Source organism: Pseudomonas sp. TCU-HL1, from assembly GCF_001708505.1.
GTDB lineage: Bacteria > Pseudomonadota > Gammaproteobacteria > Pseudomonadales > Pseudomonadaceae > Metapseudomonas.
In genome coordinates this window covers 4916606-4933082 of the sequence record NZ_CP015992.1, presented here as the reverse complement: position 1 = coordinate 4933082, position 16477 = coordinate 4916606, and the positions used below count along the sequence as shown (strand labels likewise).

Below are 16477 nucleotides of genomic sequence, written 5' to 3'. Positions count from 1 at the left end.
CGATGAGCGCGCTTTACATGATTATCGGCACCCTGGTTGCCTTGGGGGTGCTTGTGACGTTCCACGAGTTCGGTCACTTCTGGGTGGCGCGGCGCTGTGGGGTCAAGGTGTTGCGTTTCTCCGTGGGCTTCGGCACGCCGCTGTTCCGCTGGCATGACCGCCATGGTACCGAGTTCGTTGTAGCCGCCATTCCGCTGGGCGGTTACGTGAAGATGCTGGATGAGCGAGAGGCCGAAGTGCCTGCCGAGCTGCTCGGCCAGTCTTTCAATCGCAAGCCTGTGGGGCAGCGCATCGCCATTGTCGCGGCCGGCCCCATCGCCAACTTCCTCCTTGCTCTGCTGTTCTTCTGGCTGTTGGCAATGCTTGGCAGCCAGCAGGTGCGCCCGGTGATCGGCAACGTCGCGCCGAACAGCATCGCAGCCCAGGCGGGACTTGCGTCCGGTGAGGAGATCGTTTCGGTCGACGGCGAAGCCGTCAATGGCTGGTCCCAGGTCAACCTGCAGCTGGTGCGTCGTCTCGGCGAGAGCGGCACGCTGCTGGTGGGTGTGCGAGAAGAGGGGGCCAGTACCGAGCAGACTCGGCAGCTTCAACTGAGTAATTGGCTCAAGGGTGTCGACGAGCCTGACCCCATTGGCTCCCTGGGGATCACGCCCTGGCGCCCGTCCATCCCGCCGGTTCTCGCCGAGCTGGACCCGAAGGGGCCGGCCCAGGCCGCCGGCCTGAAGGTTGGTGATCGCCTGCTGAGCCTCGATGGCCAGGGCCTGAACGACTGGCAGCAGTTGGTGGAAACGGTGCGCAAGCGCCCGGCTGAAAACATCACCCTCAGCGTGGAAAGCGAAGGCCTGGTGCGTGAGGTCAAGCTGACCCTCGCTGCTCGCGGCGAAGGTGTGGCCCGCAGCGGTTACCTCGGTGCCGGGGTCCAGGGCGTCGAATGGCCGGCGGAAATGCTTCGCGAAGTGAGTTTCGGTCCACTCGATGCGGTGACCGAAGCAGCAGCCAGAACCTGGTCCATGAGTCTGCTAACTCTGGATTCCCTAAAGAAAATGTTGCTCGGCGAGCTCTCGGTAAAAAACTTGAGCGGGCCGATAACCATTGCTAAAGTGGCGGGCGCTTCGGCCCAGTCCGGGGTGGGGGATTTCCTGAACTTCCTCGCCTACCTGAGCATAAGCCTGGGGGTTCTCAATCTTTTGCCAATCCCTGTCCTGGATGGGGGGCACCTGTTGTTTTATCTGATCGAATTGGCGCGAGGCCGTCCATTGTCAGAGCGGGTGCAGGCCTGGGGGGTGCAGATCGGCATCAGTCTGGTCGTGGGGGTGATGTTGCTCGCCCTGGTAAACGATCTGAGCCGTCTGTAACGAGTCACTGAATGCCGAGTCTGCCGCCTTGTGCGGCAGATTCTTTATTACCGGTTGGAATAAAAAAAGGACTTCATGAAACGCCTGCTGATACCTGCGGTGCTTGCCGCACTCATGATCGCCGAGGTTCACGCCGAGTCCTTCACCATCTCCGACATCCGCGTCAACGGCCTGCAGCGGGTTTCCGCCGGCAGCGTATTTGGCGCCCTGCCGCTCAACGTCGGCGAAGCGGCGGATGACCGCCGTCTGGTCGAGGCCACCCGCGCACTCTTCAAGACCGGTTTCTTCCAGGATATCCAACTGGGTCGCGACGGCGACGTACTGGTCATCTCGGTCGTCGAGCGTCCGTCGATCTCCAGTATCGAGATCGAAGGCAACAAGGCCATCAGTACCGAAGACTTGCTCAAAGGCCTGAAACAATCCGGCCTGTCCGAGGGCGAAATCTTCCAGCGTGCGACCCTCGAAGGTGTACGTAACGAACTGCAGCGCCAGTACGTAGCCCAGGGCCGCTACTCCGCTGAGATCGAAGCCGAAGTGATTCCGCAGCCGCGCAACCGCGTGGCGCTGAAGATCAAGATCAACGAGGGCTCGGTTGCAGCCATTCAGCACATCAACATCGTCGGCAACACCGTCTTCCCCGATGAAGACCTGGCCGAACTGTTCGAACTGAAGACCACCAACTGGCTGTCTTTCTTCAAGAACGACGACAAGTACGCCCGCGAGAAGCTGTCCGGTGACCTGGAACGCCTGCGCTCCTACTACCTGGATCGCGGCTACATCAACATGGATATCTCCTCTACCCAGGTATCCATCACCCCGGACAAGAAGCACGTCTACATCACCGTCAACGTTGACGAGGGTGAGAAGTACACCGTCCGTGAAGTGAAACTCTCCGGTGACCTCAAGGTGCCCGAGGACGACGTGAAGTCCCTGCTGCTGGTGCAGGAAGGTCAGGTCTTCTCGCGCAAGGTGATGACCACCACCTCCGAGCTGATCACCCGCCGCCTGGGTAACGAGGGTTATACCTTCGCCAACGTCAACGGCGTGCCGGAAGCTCACGACGAGGACAACACCGTTTCCATCACCTTCGTGGTCGATCCGGGCAAGCGCGCCTACGTCAACCGTATCAACTTCCGCGGCAACACCAAGACCGAAGACGAAGTGCTGCGCCGTGAGATGCGCCAGATGGAAGGTGGCTGGGCGTCGACCTACCTGATCGACCAGTCCAAGACCCGTCTGGAGCGCCTCGGCTTCTTCAAGGAAGTGAACGTCGAAACCCCGCAGGTGCCCGGCACCGACGACCAGGTGGACGTCAACTACACCGTGGAAGAACAGCCGTCCGGCTCCATTACCGCCAGCGTGGGCTTCGCTCAGAGCGCAGGCCTGATCCTCGGCGGTTCCATCAGCCAGAACAACTTCCTGGGTACCGGTAACAAGGTCAGCATCGGCCTGACCCGCTCCGAGTACCAGACTCGCTACAACTTCGGCTTCGTAGACCCCTACTGGACCGCCGACGGCGTCAGCCTGGGTTACAACGCCTTCTACCGCAGTACCGACTACGACGACCTCGACGTGGACGTGTCCAGCTATGCGGTGGACAGCCTGGGTGCCGGCGTCAGCATCGGTTATCCGATCAGCGAAACTGGGCGCCTGACCTACGGCCTGACCGTGCAGCAGGACAAGATCAACACCGGTATCTACACCGTCGACGAGATCTTCGACTTCATCCAGCAGGAAGGCGACAGCTACCTGAACTTCAAGGGCTCCATCGGCTGGTCCGAATCGACCTTGAACAAGGGCGTGCTGGCGACTCGCGGCCATTCCCAGAGCCTGGTGCTGGAAAGCACCATCCCGGGTAGCGACCTGTCGTTCTACAAGCTCGACTACCGTGGCCAGTTGTTCACCCCGCTGAGCCAGAACACCGCGCTGCGCTGGCACACCGAGCTGGGCTACGGCGACAGCTACGGCTCCACCTCCGAGTTGCCGTTCTACGAGCACTACTTCGCGGGCGGTTTCAACTCCGTACGCGGCTTCGAAGACAGCAGCTTGGGCCCGCGCAGCACTCCGAGCCGTGGCCAGGCGGTTACCGGCAACGTAGGAACCGCGGCCGACCCGGACCAGGATCCGCTGCCCTTCGGCGGCAACGTGCTGGTGCAGGGCGGCGTCGAGCTGCTGTTCCCGCTGCCGTTCGTCAAGGACCAGCGTCAGCTGCGCACCGTGCTGTTCTGGGACGTGGGTAACGTGTTCGACACCAGTTGCTCGTCCACCGCGTCCAACTGCAGCAGTATCAACGCCGGCGACCTGGCCAGCTCCGTGGGTGTGGGGCTGACCTGGATTACCGCTCTGGGCCCGCTGAGCTTCAGTCTGGGCATGCCAGTCAAGAAGCCGGACAATGCTGACACCCAGGTATTCCAGTTCTCCCTGGGGCAGACTTTCTAAGCGTTTCATCAAGACAACAGTTAGTGTTGCAGGAGTTGCATCGTGCGTAAGTTGACTCAATTCGTTCTGGTTGCCGCTGCCATGATGGCGACTCCGGCTTTCGCGGAAATGAAAATCGCCGTACTGAACTACCAAATGGCCCTGCTGGAATCTGACGCCGCCAAGAAGTACGCCGTCGATGCCGAGAAGAAGTTCGGCCCGCAGCTGAACAAGCTGAAAACCCTGGAAAGCGACGCCAAGCGTATTCAGGACCGTCTGGTGAAAGACGGCGAAAAGATGCAACAGGCCGAGCGTGAGCGTCTGGAGCTCGAGTTCAAGCAGAAAGCCCGCGACTTCCAGTTCCAGTCCAAGGAACTGAACGAAGCCAAGGCCGTCGCTGACCGTGACATGCTCAAGCAGCTCAAGCCGAAGCTGGACAAGGCCGTCGAGGAAGTTCTGAAGAAGGGCAGCTTTGACCTGGTGCTGGAGCGTGGTGCAGTGGTTGACGTCAAACCGCAGTACGACATCACCCGCCAGGTCATCGAGCGCATGAACCAGCAGCGTTAATGATGGCAGCCCCGGTCTTTACCCTCGGCCAGTTGGCCGAGCGTCTCGGAGCCACCTTGCGTGGCTCCGCTGACCAGCCGATCAGCGGTTTGGCCACCTTGCAGGAGGCGGGTCCCGGCCAGCTCACTTTCCTGGCCAACCCGCAGTACCGCAAGTTCCTGGCGAGCACGCAGGCCGCAGCTGTCCTGCTGACCCCTGCCGACGCAGAAGGCTACGCCGGTAATGCGTTGCTGGTGCCGAACCCTTACCTCGCGTACGCCGAGCTTTCCCACCTGTTCGATCTCAAGCCCAAGGCGCAGCCGGGTATTCACCCGACTGCCGTGGTTGCGGCTGATGCCAAGGTCGATCCGAGCGCCAGCATCGGCGCTTATGTGGTGATTGAATCCGGCGCGCAGATTGGTGCCGGGGTGACCCTGGGCGCTCACTGCGTGGTCGGCGCACGCACCGTCATCGGTGACGGTGGCTGGCTGGCCCCGCGTGTCACCCTCTATCACGATGTGAAGATCGGCAAGCGCGTGGTGATCCAGTCGGGTGCCGTAATCGGTGGTGAAGGCTTCGGCTTCGCCAACGAGAAGGGCGTCTGGCAGAAGATCGCACAGATCGGCGGCGTTACCCTGGGCGATGACGTGGAAGTGGGGGCCAATACCACCATCGACCGCGGCGCCCTGTCCGATACCCTGATCGGCAATGGCGTGAAGCTGGATAACCAGATCATGATCGCGCACAACGTACAGGTCGGTGACAACACCGCCATGGCCGGCTGTGTCGGCATTTCCGGTAGCACCAGGATTGGTCGCAATTGCATGATTGCCGGCGGTGTGGGCATGGTTGGCCACATTGAAGTGTGCGACAACGTGTTCGTCACCGGCATGACCATGGTGACCCGCAATATTACCGAGCCGGGCGCTTATTCCTCCGGCACCGCGATGCAGACTGCCGCGGACTGGAAGAAGAGCGCTGCCCGGATTCGCCAGTTGGATGACATGGCGCGTCGTCTGCAGCAACTGGAAAAACGCCTGGCGGCAGTGACCCCGGGCGGGGATGCTTCATCAGAAGCGTGATTCACGCAGCGCCGTGCATCCCCAATCCTCTCAAAAGGCTCCAGGAACATGATGGACATCAACGAGATTCGCGAATATCTGCCGCACCGCTACCCTTTCCTCCTGGTGGATCGAGTGGTGGAACTGGATGTTGAAGGCAAGCGCATTCGCGCCTACAAGAATGTCAGCATCAACGAGCCTTTCTTCAACGGCCACTTCCCGCAGCACCCGATCATGCCGGGTGTGCTGATCATCGAGGCCATGGCGCAGGCGGCTGGCATCCTCGGTTTCAAGATGCTCGATGTCAAACCCGCTGACGGTACCCTCTACTATTTCGTGGGTTCCGATAAGCTGCGATTCCGCCAGCCGATTCTGCCGGGCGATCAACTGATCCTCGAAGCGCAGTTCCTCAGCGTGAAACGTGGTATCTGGAAGTTCGACTGCCGTGCCAGCGTCGATGGCAAGGAAGTCTGCTCGGCCGAGATCATTTGTGCGGAACGCAAACTATGAGTTTGATTGACCCTCGCGCCATTATCGATCCGTCGGCAAAGCTGGCGGATGGTGTCCAGGTCGGCCCCTGGTCGATCATTGGGCCCGATGTGGAAGTCGGCGAGGGGACAGTCGTCGGACCCCATGTGGTCATCAAGGGCCCGACCCGTATCGGCAAGCACAACCACATCTACCAATTCTCTTCGGTAGGTGAGGACACGCCCGACCTGAAGTACAAGGGCGAGCCCACGCGCCTGGTGATCGGCGACCACAATGTGATCCGCGAAGGCGTGACCATTCACCGTGGTACGGTGCAGGACCGCTCTGAGACCACTATTGGCGACCACAACCTGCTGATGGCCTATGTGCATATCGGTCATGACAGTGTGATTGCCAATCATTGCATCCTGGTGAACAACACCGCGCTGGCCGGCCACGTGCATGTCGATGACTGGGCCATCCTGTCCGGCTACACCCTCGTGCATCAGTTCTGCCGCATCGGGGCGCACAGCTTCTCCGGCATGGGGACTGCCATTGGCAAGGATGTGCCGGCCTACGTCACCGTCTTCGGTAATCCGGCCGAGGCCCGCAGCATGAACTTCGAGGGTATGCGTCGCCGTGGCTTCAGTGCCGAGGCCATCGCCGCCCTGCGTCGCGCCTACAAGGTGGTTTACCGCCAGGGGTTGACCGTGGATCAGGCCCTGGCCGAACTCGCCGAGACGTCTGCCCAGTTCCCTGAAGTGGCGGTGTTCCGCGACTCCATCCAGTCCTCGACCCGCGGCATTACCCGCTGAGCCCATGAATCGTCCCCTGCGCATCGCGCTGGTTGCCGGCGAGGCGTCCGGCGACATCCTCGGCTCCACCCTGATGCAAGCGCTCAAGGCGCGCTATCCTGATACCCAGTTCATCGGCGTTGGCGGCCCTCGCATGCAAGCGGAAGGCCTGAATTCCTACTTCCCGATGGAGCGCCTGGCGGTCATGGGCCTGGTGGAGGTGCTGGGGCGCCTCCCCGAACTGCTCGCCCGCCGCAAAAGGTTGATCCAGGCGCTGATCGACGAGCGTCCCGATGTCTTCATCGGAATCGATGCCCCTGACTTCAACCTGGGCGTCGAACTCAAGCTGCGCCGCGCCGGCATCAAGACCGTGCACTACGTCAGTCCCTCGGTCTGGGCGTGGCGGCAGAAGCGTGTGCTGAAGATTCGCGAAGGTTGCGATCTGATGCTCACGCTCTTCCCCTTCGAAGCGCGTTTCTACGAAGAGCAGGGCGTGCCTGTGCGCTTTGTCGGTCACCCGCTGGCCGATGCCATTCCGCTCGAAGCTGACCGCATTGCTGCTCGTGCCGTACTCGATCTGCCCGACGACGCTCCCGTGGTCGCGCTGTTGCCGGGCAGCCGGGGCGGTGAGGTTGGCAAGCTGGGCGCGCTCTTCCTCGATGCGGCGGAGCGATTGCGCTCGATTCGTCCGGGTATCCGTTTCGTCCTGCCCTGTGCCACGCCGGAACGGCGCGTCCAGGTCGAGACGATGCTGGCCGGTCGCGACCTGCCGCTGAAGTTGCTCGACGGCCGCTCCCACGAAGCGCTGGCGGCCTGCGATGCGGTGCTGATCGCTTCCGGAACCGCCACCCTGGAAGCGCTGCTGTACAAGCGGCCCATGGTGGTGGCCTACAAGGTGGCGCCGCTCACCTATCGAATCCTCAAGCGCCTGGTGAAGAGCCCTTACGTGTCTTTGCCCAACCTCCTCGCGCAGCGCCTGTTGGTGCCCGAGTTGCTGCAGGACGCTGCGACGCCAGGCGCCCTGGCTCAGGCCGTGTCGCCGCTGCTGGACGATGGCGACGTGCAGACTCACGGCTTCGACGTTATCCATCGCGCGCTGCGCCAGGACGCCTCGCGCGTCGCGGCCGATGCCATCCTGCAACTGGTTGGAGTGCCCTGATGCAGCTCGGTCTGGATTTCAGCTTGGTGGAAGAGCTGGTCGCCGGCGTCGACGAAGTCGGCCGTGGCCCTCTCTGTGGTCCGGTGGTAACCGCCGCGGTGATCCTCGACCCGGCGCGGCCGATCCTCGGTCTGAACGATTCGAAGAAGCTCTCCGAGGCTCGTCGGAATGCGCTGTTTGACGAGATTCGCGAGAAGGCCCTTGCCTGGTGCATTGCGCGTGCTGAGGTGGAAGAAATCGACCAGCTGAACATCCTTCACGCCACCATGCTGGCGATGCAGCGCGCCGTGGAAGGTCTCAGCGTGACGCCAAAGCTGGCCTTGATCGACGGCAACCGCTGCCCCAAGCTCAAGGTGCCCAGCGCGCCGGTGGTCAAGGGTGACAGCCAGGTGCCGGCCATCGCCGCTGCCTCCATCCTGGCCAAGGTCAGCCGCGATCGGGAGATGGCCGAGCTGGATGCGCTATACCCCGGCTACGGCATCGCCGGGCACAAGGGCTATCCCACCGCGGTCCATCTGGAAGCCTTGCGCCGCCTGGGGCCGACCCCGATCCATCGCCGCTCTTTCGGCCCAGTTCGGGAGCTCATCGAAGGCAGCCGCTGAGAGCTTGCTCACGACCAGCTGCGCGTCGGCCCTACTGCGTTAAAAGCAGGCTGGAGCGCCAGCCCGGTCAGAATGCTCATTTACAGCTCGTAAACTCGTGTGCGAGCCCAGTCCTCTTCCTCGCCTGCTTTGCCTTGCATGGCTCTAGCTCGCAAGGTCGTGAACAAGCTCTGACGGCTCCGGTCGCGCCCATCCGCGACCTCGCCCCAAACCTGTAGCTTTGCCCAAGGGCCCGGTACAATCCGGGCCTTGTCGTTTTCGCGTTATGCATAGGACTTCCATGACCGCTTCCTTCGTCCATCTGCGTCTGCATTCCGAGTACTCCCTGGTAGACGGCCTGGTACGGGTCAAGCCGCTGGTCAAGGCCGTGGCGGGAGCGGGCATGCCGGCGGTGGCGATCACCGACCAGAGCAACATGTGCTCGCTGGTGAAGTTCTACAAGGCCGCCATGGGCGGCGGCATCAAGCCCATCTGTGGTGCCGATGTCTGGCTGGCCAGCCCCTTCGAGGATGGCCCCCTCAGCCGCATGACCCTGCTGGTGATGAACGCCAAGGGCTATCGCAATCTGACCGAGCTGGTGTCCCGTGGCTGGTCCGAGGGGCAGAGCAATGGCCTGGTCATCATCCAGCGTGAGTGGGTGAAAGCGGCCGCCGAAGGCCTGATTGCCCTGTCCGGCGCCAAGGAAGGTGAGGTCGGCATGGCCTTGCTCAACGGCGACCAGGTCGGCGCCGAGGCCTTGCTGGCCGAATGGCAGGCGGTCTTCCCCGACCGCTTCTACCTGGAGCTGCAGCGCACCGCGCGCGTTAATGACGAAGAGCATGTGCATGCCGCCGTCGCCCTGGCCGACCGTTGCGGTGCCCCGCTGGTGGCCACCAACGACGTGCGCTTCATCAAGTCCGGCGATTTCGAGGCCCACGAGACCCGCGTCTGCATCGGCGAAGGCCGTGTGCTCGATGATCCGCGCCGGCCGCGCAACTTCTCCGACCAGCAGTACCTCAAGTCCCCCGAGGAGATGGCCGCGCTGTTTGCCGATATCCCCGAGGCGCTGGAGAACACCGTCGAGATCGCCAAGCGCTGCAATATCGAGGTGCAGTTGGGCAAACACTTCCTGCCCGACTTCCCCACGCCCAACGGCATGAGCATCGACGACTACCTGCGCCATGCGTCCTACGAGGGCCTGGAAGAGCGTCTGGCCGTGCTCTGGCCGAAGGAAACCACACCGGACTATGAAGAAAAGCGCCAGCTCTACATCGACCGTCTGGAGTTCGAGCTCGGCACCATCATCCAGATGGGCTTCCCCGGCTACTTCCTGATCGTTGCGGACTTCATCCAGTGGGCCAAGAACAACGGTGTGCCGGTAGGCCCGGGACGGGGCTCGGGTGCCGGCTCGCTGGTGGCCTATGTGCTGAAGATCACCGACCTCGATCCGCTCGCCTACGACCTGCTCTTCGAGCGCTTCCTCAATCCCGAACGGGTTTCCATGCCCGACTTCGACGTCGACTTCTGCATGGACGGCCGTGACCGGGTGATCGACTACGTGGCGGACAAGTACGGCCGTAACGCGGTGAGCCAGATCATCACCTTCGGCTCCATGGCGGCCAAGGCGGTGGTACGCGATGTGGCTCGGGTGCAGGGCAAGTCCTACGGCCTGGCCGACCGCCTGTCGAAGATGATCCCGTTTGAAGTGGGCATGACCCTTGAGGCCGCCTACAACCAGGAAGAAGTGCTGCGCGACTTCCTCAAGGCGGATGAGGAGGCCCAGGAAATCTGGGACATGGCCCTCAAGCTGGAAGGCATCACCCGGGGTACCGGCAAGCACGCCGGTGGTGTGGTGATCGCGCCGACCAAGCTCACCGACTTCTCGCCGATCGCCTGTGACGAAGAAGGTGCCGGCCTGGTGACCCAGTTCGACAAGGACGACGTGGAGGCCGCGGGCCTGGTGAAGTTCGACTTCCTCGGCCTGCGGACCCTGACGATCATCAAGTGGGCCATGGAGATGATCAACCGCGAGCAGGAGAAGAAGGGCCTGCCACTGGTGGATATCGACCGCATCCCGCTGGACGACAAAAAAACCTACGACATGCTGCAGAAGGCGGAGACCACCGCGGTTTTCCAGCTCGAATCGCGCGGCATGAAGGAGCTGATCAAGAAGCTCAAGCCCGACTGCCTGGAAGACATGATCGCCCTCGTGGCGCTGTTCCGCCCGGGCCCGCTGCAATCGGGCATGGTGGACGACTTCATCAACCGCAAGCACGGCCGCGCCGAGCTCTCCTACCCGCACCCGGACTACCAGTACGAGGGCCTGGAGCCAGTGCTCAAGCCCACCTACGGCATCATCCTGTATCAGGAGCAGGTGATGCAGATCGCCCAGGTGATGGCCGGCTACACCCTCGGTGGCGCCGACATGCTGCGCCGCGCCATGGGCAAGAAGAAGCCCGAGGAAATGGCCAAGCAGCGCGGCGGCTTCATCGAGGGTTGCTCCAGTAACGGTATTTCTGCCGATCTCTCGGGCAACATCTTCGATCTGGTGGAAAAGTTCGCCGGCTACGGCTTCAACAAATCCCACTCGGCCGCCTACGGTTGGGTCTCCTACCAGACCGCCTGGCTCAAGGCGCATTTCCCGGCGCCGTTCATGGCCGCGGTACTCACTGCGGATATGCACAACACCGATAAGGTGGTGACGCTGATCGAAGAATGCCGGCACATGAAGCTGCGCATCGTCGCCCCTGATGTGAACAACTCCGAGTACCGCTTCACCGTCGACAACGACGGCCAGATCGTCTACGGCCTGGGGGCCATCAAAGGCGTGGGCGAAGGCCCGGTGGAAGCCATTACCGAATGCCGCGCCGAGGGAGGGCCGTTCAAGGACCTCTTCGACTTCTGCAACCGTGTCGACCTCAAGCGCATCAACAAACGCACCCTGGAAGCCCTGATCCGGGGCGGTGCCCTGGACCGCCTCGGCCCGTACTTCAGTAATGAGCCCAAGGCCTACCAGGCAGGCATCGACCGCAATCGCGCGGTGCTGCTGGCCGCCATGGAAGAAGCCACCCAGGCCGCCGAACAGACCGCGCGCAGCCACGACAGCGGCCACATGGACCTCTTCGGTGGCCTGTTCGCCGAGCCCGAGGCGGACATGTACGTCAACCACCGCAACGCCAAGGAACTGTCCCTCAAGGAACGCCTGAAGGGCGAGAAGGAAACTCTGGGCCTGTACCTGACCGGCCACCCGATCGACGAGTACGAAGGCGAGATCCGTCGCTTCGCCCGCCAGTGCATCGTCGAACTGAAACCAGCGCGGGACACCCAGATCATCGCCGGCCTGATCGTCAACCTGCGGGTGATGAAGAACAAGAAGGGCGACAAGATGGGCTTCATTACCTTGGATGACCGTTCCGGGCGTATCGAGGCTTCGCTTTTTGCCGACGCCTTCAATGCGGCCCATGGCCTGTTGCAGACCGATGCACTGGTCGTGGTGGAAGGTGAAGTCAGCCATGACGATTTCTCCGGCGGTCTGCGCCTGCGTGCCAAGCGCGTGCTGAGCCTGGAGGACGCCCGTACCGGCCTTGCCGAGAGCCTGCGCATGAAGGTGGATTTCTCCGCCCTGCAAGGTGATCGACTGCGCTGGCTGGCGGAGCTTTGCCGCCGTCATCGTGGCTCCTGCCCCCTGACCCTGGACTACAGCGGTAATGATGCGAAGGCTCTGCTGCAGTTCAGCGATGACTGGCGAATTGCCCCGGCCGATGCATTGATTCAGGCATTGCGTGACCAGTTCGGGCGCGACAACGTCTTCCTGCACTACCGCTGATGCGAGCGTGGCAGTACGCTCGCCCCGGCCCGATTTCGATTTGATCTCGACCCGTACGCGCCCGACCCCTTAAGGTAGGGCGCCAAATGGAACCAGCCGCCTGGCCCCAAGCGCACGACGGAAGCCTATGAACCCGAACTTTCTGGATTTCGAACAGCCCATCGCCGATCTGCAAGCCAAGATCGAGGAGCTGCGTCTGGTCGGTAACGACAACGCCCTGAACATCACCGACGAGATTTCCCGTCTGCAGGAGAAGAGCAGCGCGCTCACCGAAAGCATTTTCGGCAATCTCTCCAGCTGGCAGATCGCTCAACTGGCGCGCCATCCGCGCCGGCCCTACACCCTCGATTACATCGAGCACATCTTCACCGAGTTCGACGAGTTGCATGGCGACCGTCACTTCTCGGATGACGCGGCGATCGTCGGCGGCGTGGCCCGTCTGAACGACGAGCCGGTCATGATCATCGGCCACCAGAAAGGCCGTGAAGTGCGTGAGAAGGTTCGCCGCAATTTCGGCATGCCGCGCCCCGAGGGCTATCGCAAGGCCTGCCGCCTGATGGAAATGGCCGAGCGCTTCAAGATGCCGATCCTCACCTTCATCGACACGCCCGGTGCTTATCCGGGCATTGATGCCGAGGAGCGCGGCCAGAGCGAGGCCATCGCCTGGAACCTGCGTGTGATGGCGCGCCTGAAGACGCCGATCATCGCTACAGTGATCGGTGAAGGTGGTTCCGGCGGCGCGCTGGCCATCGGCGTCTGCGACCGTCTGAACATGCTGCAGTACTCCACCTATTCGGTGATCTCCCCGGAAGGTTGCGCTTCTATTCTGTGGAAAACCGCCGAGAAGGCACCCGACGCGGCCGAAGCCATGGGCATCACCGCCGAGCGCCTGAAGGGCCTGGGTATCGTCGACAAGGTGATTGCCGAGCCCTTGGGCGGCGCCCATCGCGACCCGTCGGCCACTGCCGAGTCCATCCGCAAGGAACTCGCCGAGCAGCTGAAGTCGCTGCAGAAGCTCAGCAGCGAGGACCTGCTGGCGCGTCGCTATGAGCGTCTGATGAGCTACGGCGTAGCCTGATCCCGCTTCAGGCTGTAAAGATCGGGCCCCGGCTTTATGCTTGGGGCCCGATTTCTTTTTGAGCCGTCCATGTCCCTTGACTCCCGCCTTCTGACAGCCCTGGCTCCATGGCGCGATGCGCCGGCCTGGCGCATCGCATTCTCGGGCGGGCTCGATTCCACCGTTCTCCTGCACCTGTTGGCACGCCTCGCGCGCCACGAGCGATTGCCGCCAATTTCCGCCTTCCATGTCCATCACGGTATCCAGGCCGCGGCCGATGCCTGGCCGGCTCATTGCCAGCGGGTTTGCGATGGTTTGGGCGTTCCGCTCAGGGTACTGCGGGTAACGCTGGACTCCGGAGCCAGTCTGGAGCGTGCGGCGCGGAATGCGCGCTATGCCGCCTTTGCGGAACAGTTGGGCGACAGGGAGGTGCTGCTCAGTGCCCAGCACCGCGATGACCAGGCTGAAACCTTACTCTTTCGCCTGCTCCGTGGAGCGGGGGTGCGTGGCCTGGCGGGCATGCCCGCGAGCCGGCCGTTGGGGCGGGGCAGCCTGGTCAGGCCGCTGTTGCAGGTGTCCCGTGCCGAGTTGGCGGCCTTTGCCCGAGCCGAAGGGTTTGAATGGGTCGAGGACCCGAGCAATACCGACATTGGGCTCGACCGCAATTTCCTGCGTCAGAACGTTCTTCCCGCGTTGCAGGCGCGCTGGCCGCGTGCGGCGGACAGCCTGGCGCGCAGTGCCGCGCATCTGGCCGAGGCGCAGAGCCTGCTGGATGAGTTGGCCCTGACGGATATCGAGCGGGCACAAGGCTCGTGCAATTTTCCCTGGTTGCCGCTGCCGTCCCTCGACATGGCGTCGCTGGCCGCGCTGACGCCCGCGCGGCAGCGCAATGCCTTGCGGTTCTGGTTGTCCTCCCTGACACCGCTGCCGGACAGCGACCACTGGGCCGGCTGGTATGACCTGCGCGATGCGGCGGCCGACGCTGCGCCCATCTGGCGTCTGGCGAAGGGCGAGCTGCATCGGGCCGACGGACGGTTGTGGTGGTTGTCCGGTGAATGGCTCGAAACGCCGGCGGCGAACCTCTCATGGACTGACCCCGGTCAGCCGCTCGAGCTGCCTGGTAATGGCCGCCTGGAGGTATTGGGCAGGCCGCCGGCCGGTCGGATCGAAATCCATTACCGGCAGGGTGGAGAGGTGCTGGACCTGCCGGGACGGGGGCGTCGCGACCTCAAGCGGCTGCTCAATGAAGCGCGGCTGCCAGCGTTCGTCCGCGGCCGATTGCCGCTGTTGGTGGTGGAGGGAGCGCTACTGGCTGTGGCCAACCTGCCGGGACTGGATGGTTCGCGGCAGGGTGCCTGGCAGCTTCGCTGGAGGCCACCGACGAATGACCAAGGTTTGAGCTGGTAGGGTCTTTCCGGTAGACTACGCTCCCGTCTTACTTAGCTTCCGCTGATTCCTTCAGAGTCGGCGGTTGTTGCTTTTGAAGCAGCGTCCCAGTGGCGCTCCATGGTTGAAGGCCATAGCCCTTCATCGCTTTCCCCGGCGGCATTCCGCCTAAACGCAGACTTCTAGGGTTTTTCATGACGCGCTACATCTTCGTCACGGGTGGTGTTGTTTCTTCTTTGGGGAAAGGCATCGCCTCGGCATCCTTGGCCGCCATTCTGGAAGCGCGGGGACTGAAGGTCACCATGCTCAAGCTTGACCCGTACATCAACGTGGATCCGGGCACCATGAGCCCGTTCCAGCATGGTGAGGTCTTCGTGACCGAGGACGGCGCCGAGACCGACCTCGACCTGGGCCACTACGAGCGCTTCGTGAGCACCACGATGACCCAGAACAATAACTTCACCACCGGCCGCGTCTATGCCGACGTGCTGCGCAAGGAGCGCCGTGGTGACTACCTGGGCGCGACCATCCAGGTGATCCCGCATATCACCGACGAGATCAAGCACCGCATCATCAAGGGCGCCGCTGGTGCGGACGTGGCCCTCGTGGAAATCGGCGGTACCGTCGGCGACATCGAATCCCAACCCTTCCTCGAAGCCATCCGCCAGTTGCGCGTGGAAGTGGGTGCCAAGCGCGCCATGCTGATGCACCTGACCCTGGTGCCCTACATCGCCACCGCCGGCGAGACCAAGACCAAACCGACCCAGCACTCGGTGAAGGAGCTGCGCTCCATCGGTCTGCAACCGGACGTGCTGATCTGCCGTTCCGACCATGATGTCGACCTGTCCTCGCGTCGCAAGATCGCGCTCTTCACCAATGTGGAAGAGCGCGCGGTCATTTCCCTGCAAGACGTCGACACCATCTACAAGATTCCGTCCGTGCTGCATGCCCAGGGCCTGGACGACATCGTCGTCGAGCGCTTCGGCCTGCAATGCAACGGCGCTGACCTCTCCGAATGGGACCGCGTGGTCGATGCCAAGCTGAACCCTTCGAGCGAAGTCACCATCGCCATGGTCGGCAAGTACATGGAGCTGCTGGACGCTTACAAGTCGCTGATCGAAGCGATGAGCCACGCCGGCATCCAGAGCCGCACCAAGGTGAACCTGCGTTACATCGACTCCGAAGACATCGAATCCCAGGGCACCGGCCTGCTGGAGGGCGTTGACGCCATCCTGGTCCCCGGCGGTTTTGGCCTGCGCGGCGTGGAAGGCAAGATCACCACCGTGCGCTACGCCCGCGAGAACAAGATCCCCTACCTCGGTATCTGCCTCGGCATGCAGGTTGCGGTCATCGAATATGCCCGTAACGTACTGGGTTGGGCCGACGCCAACTCCACCGAGTTCGACAAGTCCAGCGGCCACCCGGTCGTGGGCCTGATCACCGAGTGGGAAGACGCCACTGGCGCCACCGAAATCCGTACTGAAGCGTCCGACCTCGGCGGCACCATGCGCCTCGGCGCCCAGGCTTGCCAGCTGGAGAGCGGTTCCCTGGTGCACGACTGCTATGGCAAGGACGAGATCGTCGAGCGCCATCGCCATCGCTACGAAGTGAACAACAACCTGCTGCCGCAGTTGCAGGAAGCTGGCTTGAAGGTCACCGGCCGTTCTGGCGACGGTGCCCTGGTCGAAGTGGTCGAGGCTCCGGACCATCCGTGGTTCGTCGCTTGCCAGTTCCACCCGGAGTTCACCTCTACGCCGCGTTATGGCCACCCGCTGTTCAGCGGCTTCGTTACCGCCGCCCTGGCGCAGAAAGCGAAGAAGGCCTGA

At 62.8% G+C, this 16477-nt stretch carries 12 protein-coding genes; all 12 read left to right on the top strand.

All coding sequences use genetic code 11. The annotated features are described in order from the left end of the window. Positions 1-2: 2 nt before the first annotated feature. Complete coding sequence (gene rseP, locus THL1_RS22605; RefSeq protein WP_069085321.1) at positions 3-1355, top strand: sigma E protease regulator RseP; 1353 nt, start codon at positions 3-5, stop codon at positions 1353-1355. Positions 1356-1430: 75 nt separating this feature from the next. Continuing rightward, on the top strand, positions 1431-3794 hold the full coding sequence (bamA, locus tag THL1_RS22600) for an outer membrane protein assembly factor BamA (RefSeq protein ID WP_069085320.1): 2364 nt from the start codon (positions 1431-1433) through the stop codon (positions 3792-3794). A gap of 42 nt (positions 3795-3836) precedes the next feature. Beyond that, entirely contained in the window at positions 3837-4340 is a 504-nt protein-coding gene (locus tag THL1_RS22595; RefSeq protein WP_069085319.1) for an OmpH family outer membrane protein, read from the top strand. Next, the gene (gene lpxD, locus THL1_RS22590) at positions 4340-5401 is read left to right on the top strand and encodes a UDP-3-O-(3-hydroxymyristoyl)glucosamine N-acyltransferase (RefSeq protein ID WP_069085318.1); all 1062 of its coding nucleotides are present in this window, start codon (positions 4340-4342) and stop codon (positions 5399-5401) included. The genes THL1_RS22595 and lpxD overlap by 1 nt, the downstream gene beginning before the upstream one ends. 48 nt (positions 5402-5449) lie before the next feature. Then, on the top strand, positions 5450-5890 hold the full coding sequence (fabZ, locus tag THL1_RS22585) for a 3-hydroxyacyl-ACP dehydratase FabZ (RefSeq protein ID WP_069085317.1): 441 nt from the start codon (positions 5450-5452) through the stop codon (positions 5888-5890). Then, entirely contained in the window at positions 5887-6663 is a 777-nt protein-coding gene (gene lpxA, locus THL1_RS22580) for an acyl-ACP--UDP-N-acetylglucosamine O-acyltransferase (RefSeq protein ID WP_069085316.1), read from the top strand. Before fabZ ends, lpxA begins: the two co-directional genes overlap by 4 nt. A gap of 4 nt (positions 6664-6667) precedes the next feature. Then, entirely contained in the window at positions 6668-7801 is a 1134-nt protein-coding gene (lpxB, locus tag THL1_RS22575; protein ID WP_069085315.1) for a lipid-A-disaccharide synthase, read from the top strand. Continuing rightward, positions 7801-8403: a ribonuclease HII gene (gene rnhB / locus THL1_RS22570; protein WP_069085314.1), complete on the top strand. Its 603-nt coding sequence runs from the start codon at positions 7801-7803 to the stop codon at positions 8401-8403. Before lpxB ends, rnhB begins: the two co-directional genes overlap by 1 nt. A gap of 280 nt (positions 8404-8683) precedes the next feature. Then, entirely contained in the window at positions 8684-12208 is a 3525-nt protein-coding gene (gene dnaE / locus THL1_RS22565) for a DNA polymerase III subunit alpha (protein WP_069085313.1), read from the top strand. A 127-nt stretch (positions 12209-12335) separates the two neighbouring features. Beyond that, complete coding sequence (gene accA, locus THL1_RS22560; RefSeq protein WP_069085312.1) at positions 12336-13286, top strand: acetyl-CoA carboxylase carboxyl transferase subunit alpha; 951 nt, start codon at positions 12336-12338, stop codon at positions 13284-13286. Between the two features lie 69 nt (positions 13287-13355). Further along, a complete protein-coding gene (gene tilS / locus THL1_RS22555) occupies positions 13356-14672 on the top strand; it encodes a tRNA lysidine(34) synthetase TilS (protein ID WP_069085311.1) in 1317 nt (438 codons plus the stop codon). A gap of 173 nt (positions 14673-14845) precedes the next feature. Further along, a complete protein-coding gene (locus THL1_RS22550; RefSeq protein WP_069085310.1) occupies positions 14846-16477 on the top strand; it encodes a CTP synthase in 1632 nt (543 codons plus the stop codon).

Coding starts and splice junctions, on each gene's coding strand:
- rseP (WP_069085321.1), top strand. CDS start 3: ATGAGCGCGCTTTACATGATTATCGGCACCCTGGTTGCCTTGGGGGTG.
- bamA (WP_069085320.1), top strand. CDS start 1,431: ATGAAACGCCTGCTGATACCTGCGGTGCTTGCCGCACTCATGATCGCC.
- lpxD (WP_069085318.1), top strand. CDS start 4,340: ATGATGGCAGCCCCGGTCTTTACCCTCGGCCAGTTGGCCGAGCGTCTC.
- fabZ (WP_069085317.1), top strand. CDS start 5,450: ATGATGGACATCAACGAGATTCGCGAATATCTGCCGCACCGCTACCCT.
- lpxA (WP_069085316.1), top strand. CDS start 5,887: ATGAGTTTGATTGACCCTCGCGCCATTATCGATCCGTCGGCAAAGCTG.
- lpxB (WP_069085315.1), top strand. CDS start 6,668: ATGAATCGTCCCCTGCGCATCGCGCTGGTTGCCGGCGAGGCGTCCGGC.
- rnhB (WP_069085314.1), top strand. CDS start 7,801: ATGCAGCTCGGTCTGGATTTCAGCTTGGTGGAAGAGCTGGTCGCCGGC.
- dnaE (WP_069085313.1), top strand. CDS start 8,684: ATGACCGCTTCCTTCGTCCATCTGCGTCTGCATTCCGAGTACTCCCTG.
- accA (WP_069085312.1), top strand. CDS start 12,336: ATGAACCCGAACTTTCTGGATTTCGAACAGCCCATCGCCGATCTGCAA.
- tilS (WP_069085311.1), top strand. CDS start 13,356: ATGTCCCTTGACTCCCGCCTTCTGACAGCCCTGGCTCCATGGCGCGAT.
- THL1_RS22550 (WP_069085310.1), top strand. CDS start 14,846: ATGACGCGCTACATCTTCGTCACGGGTGGTGTTGTTTCTTCTTTGGGG.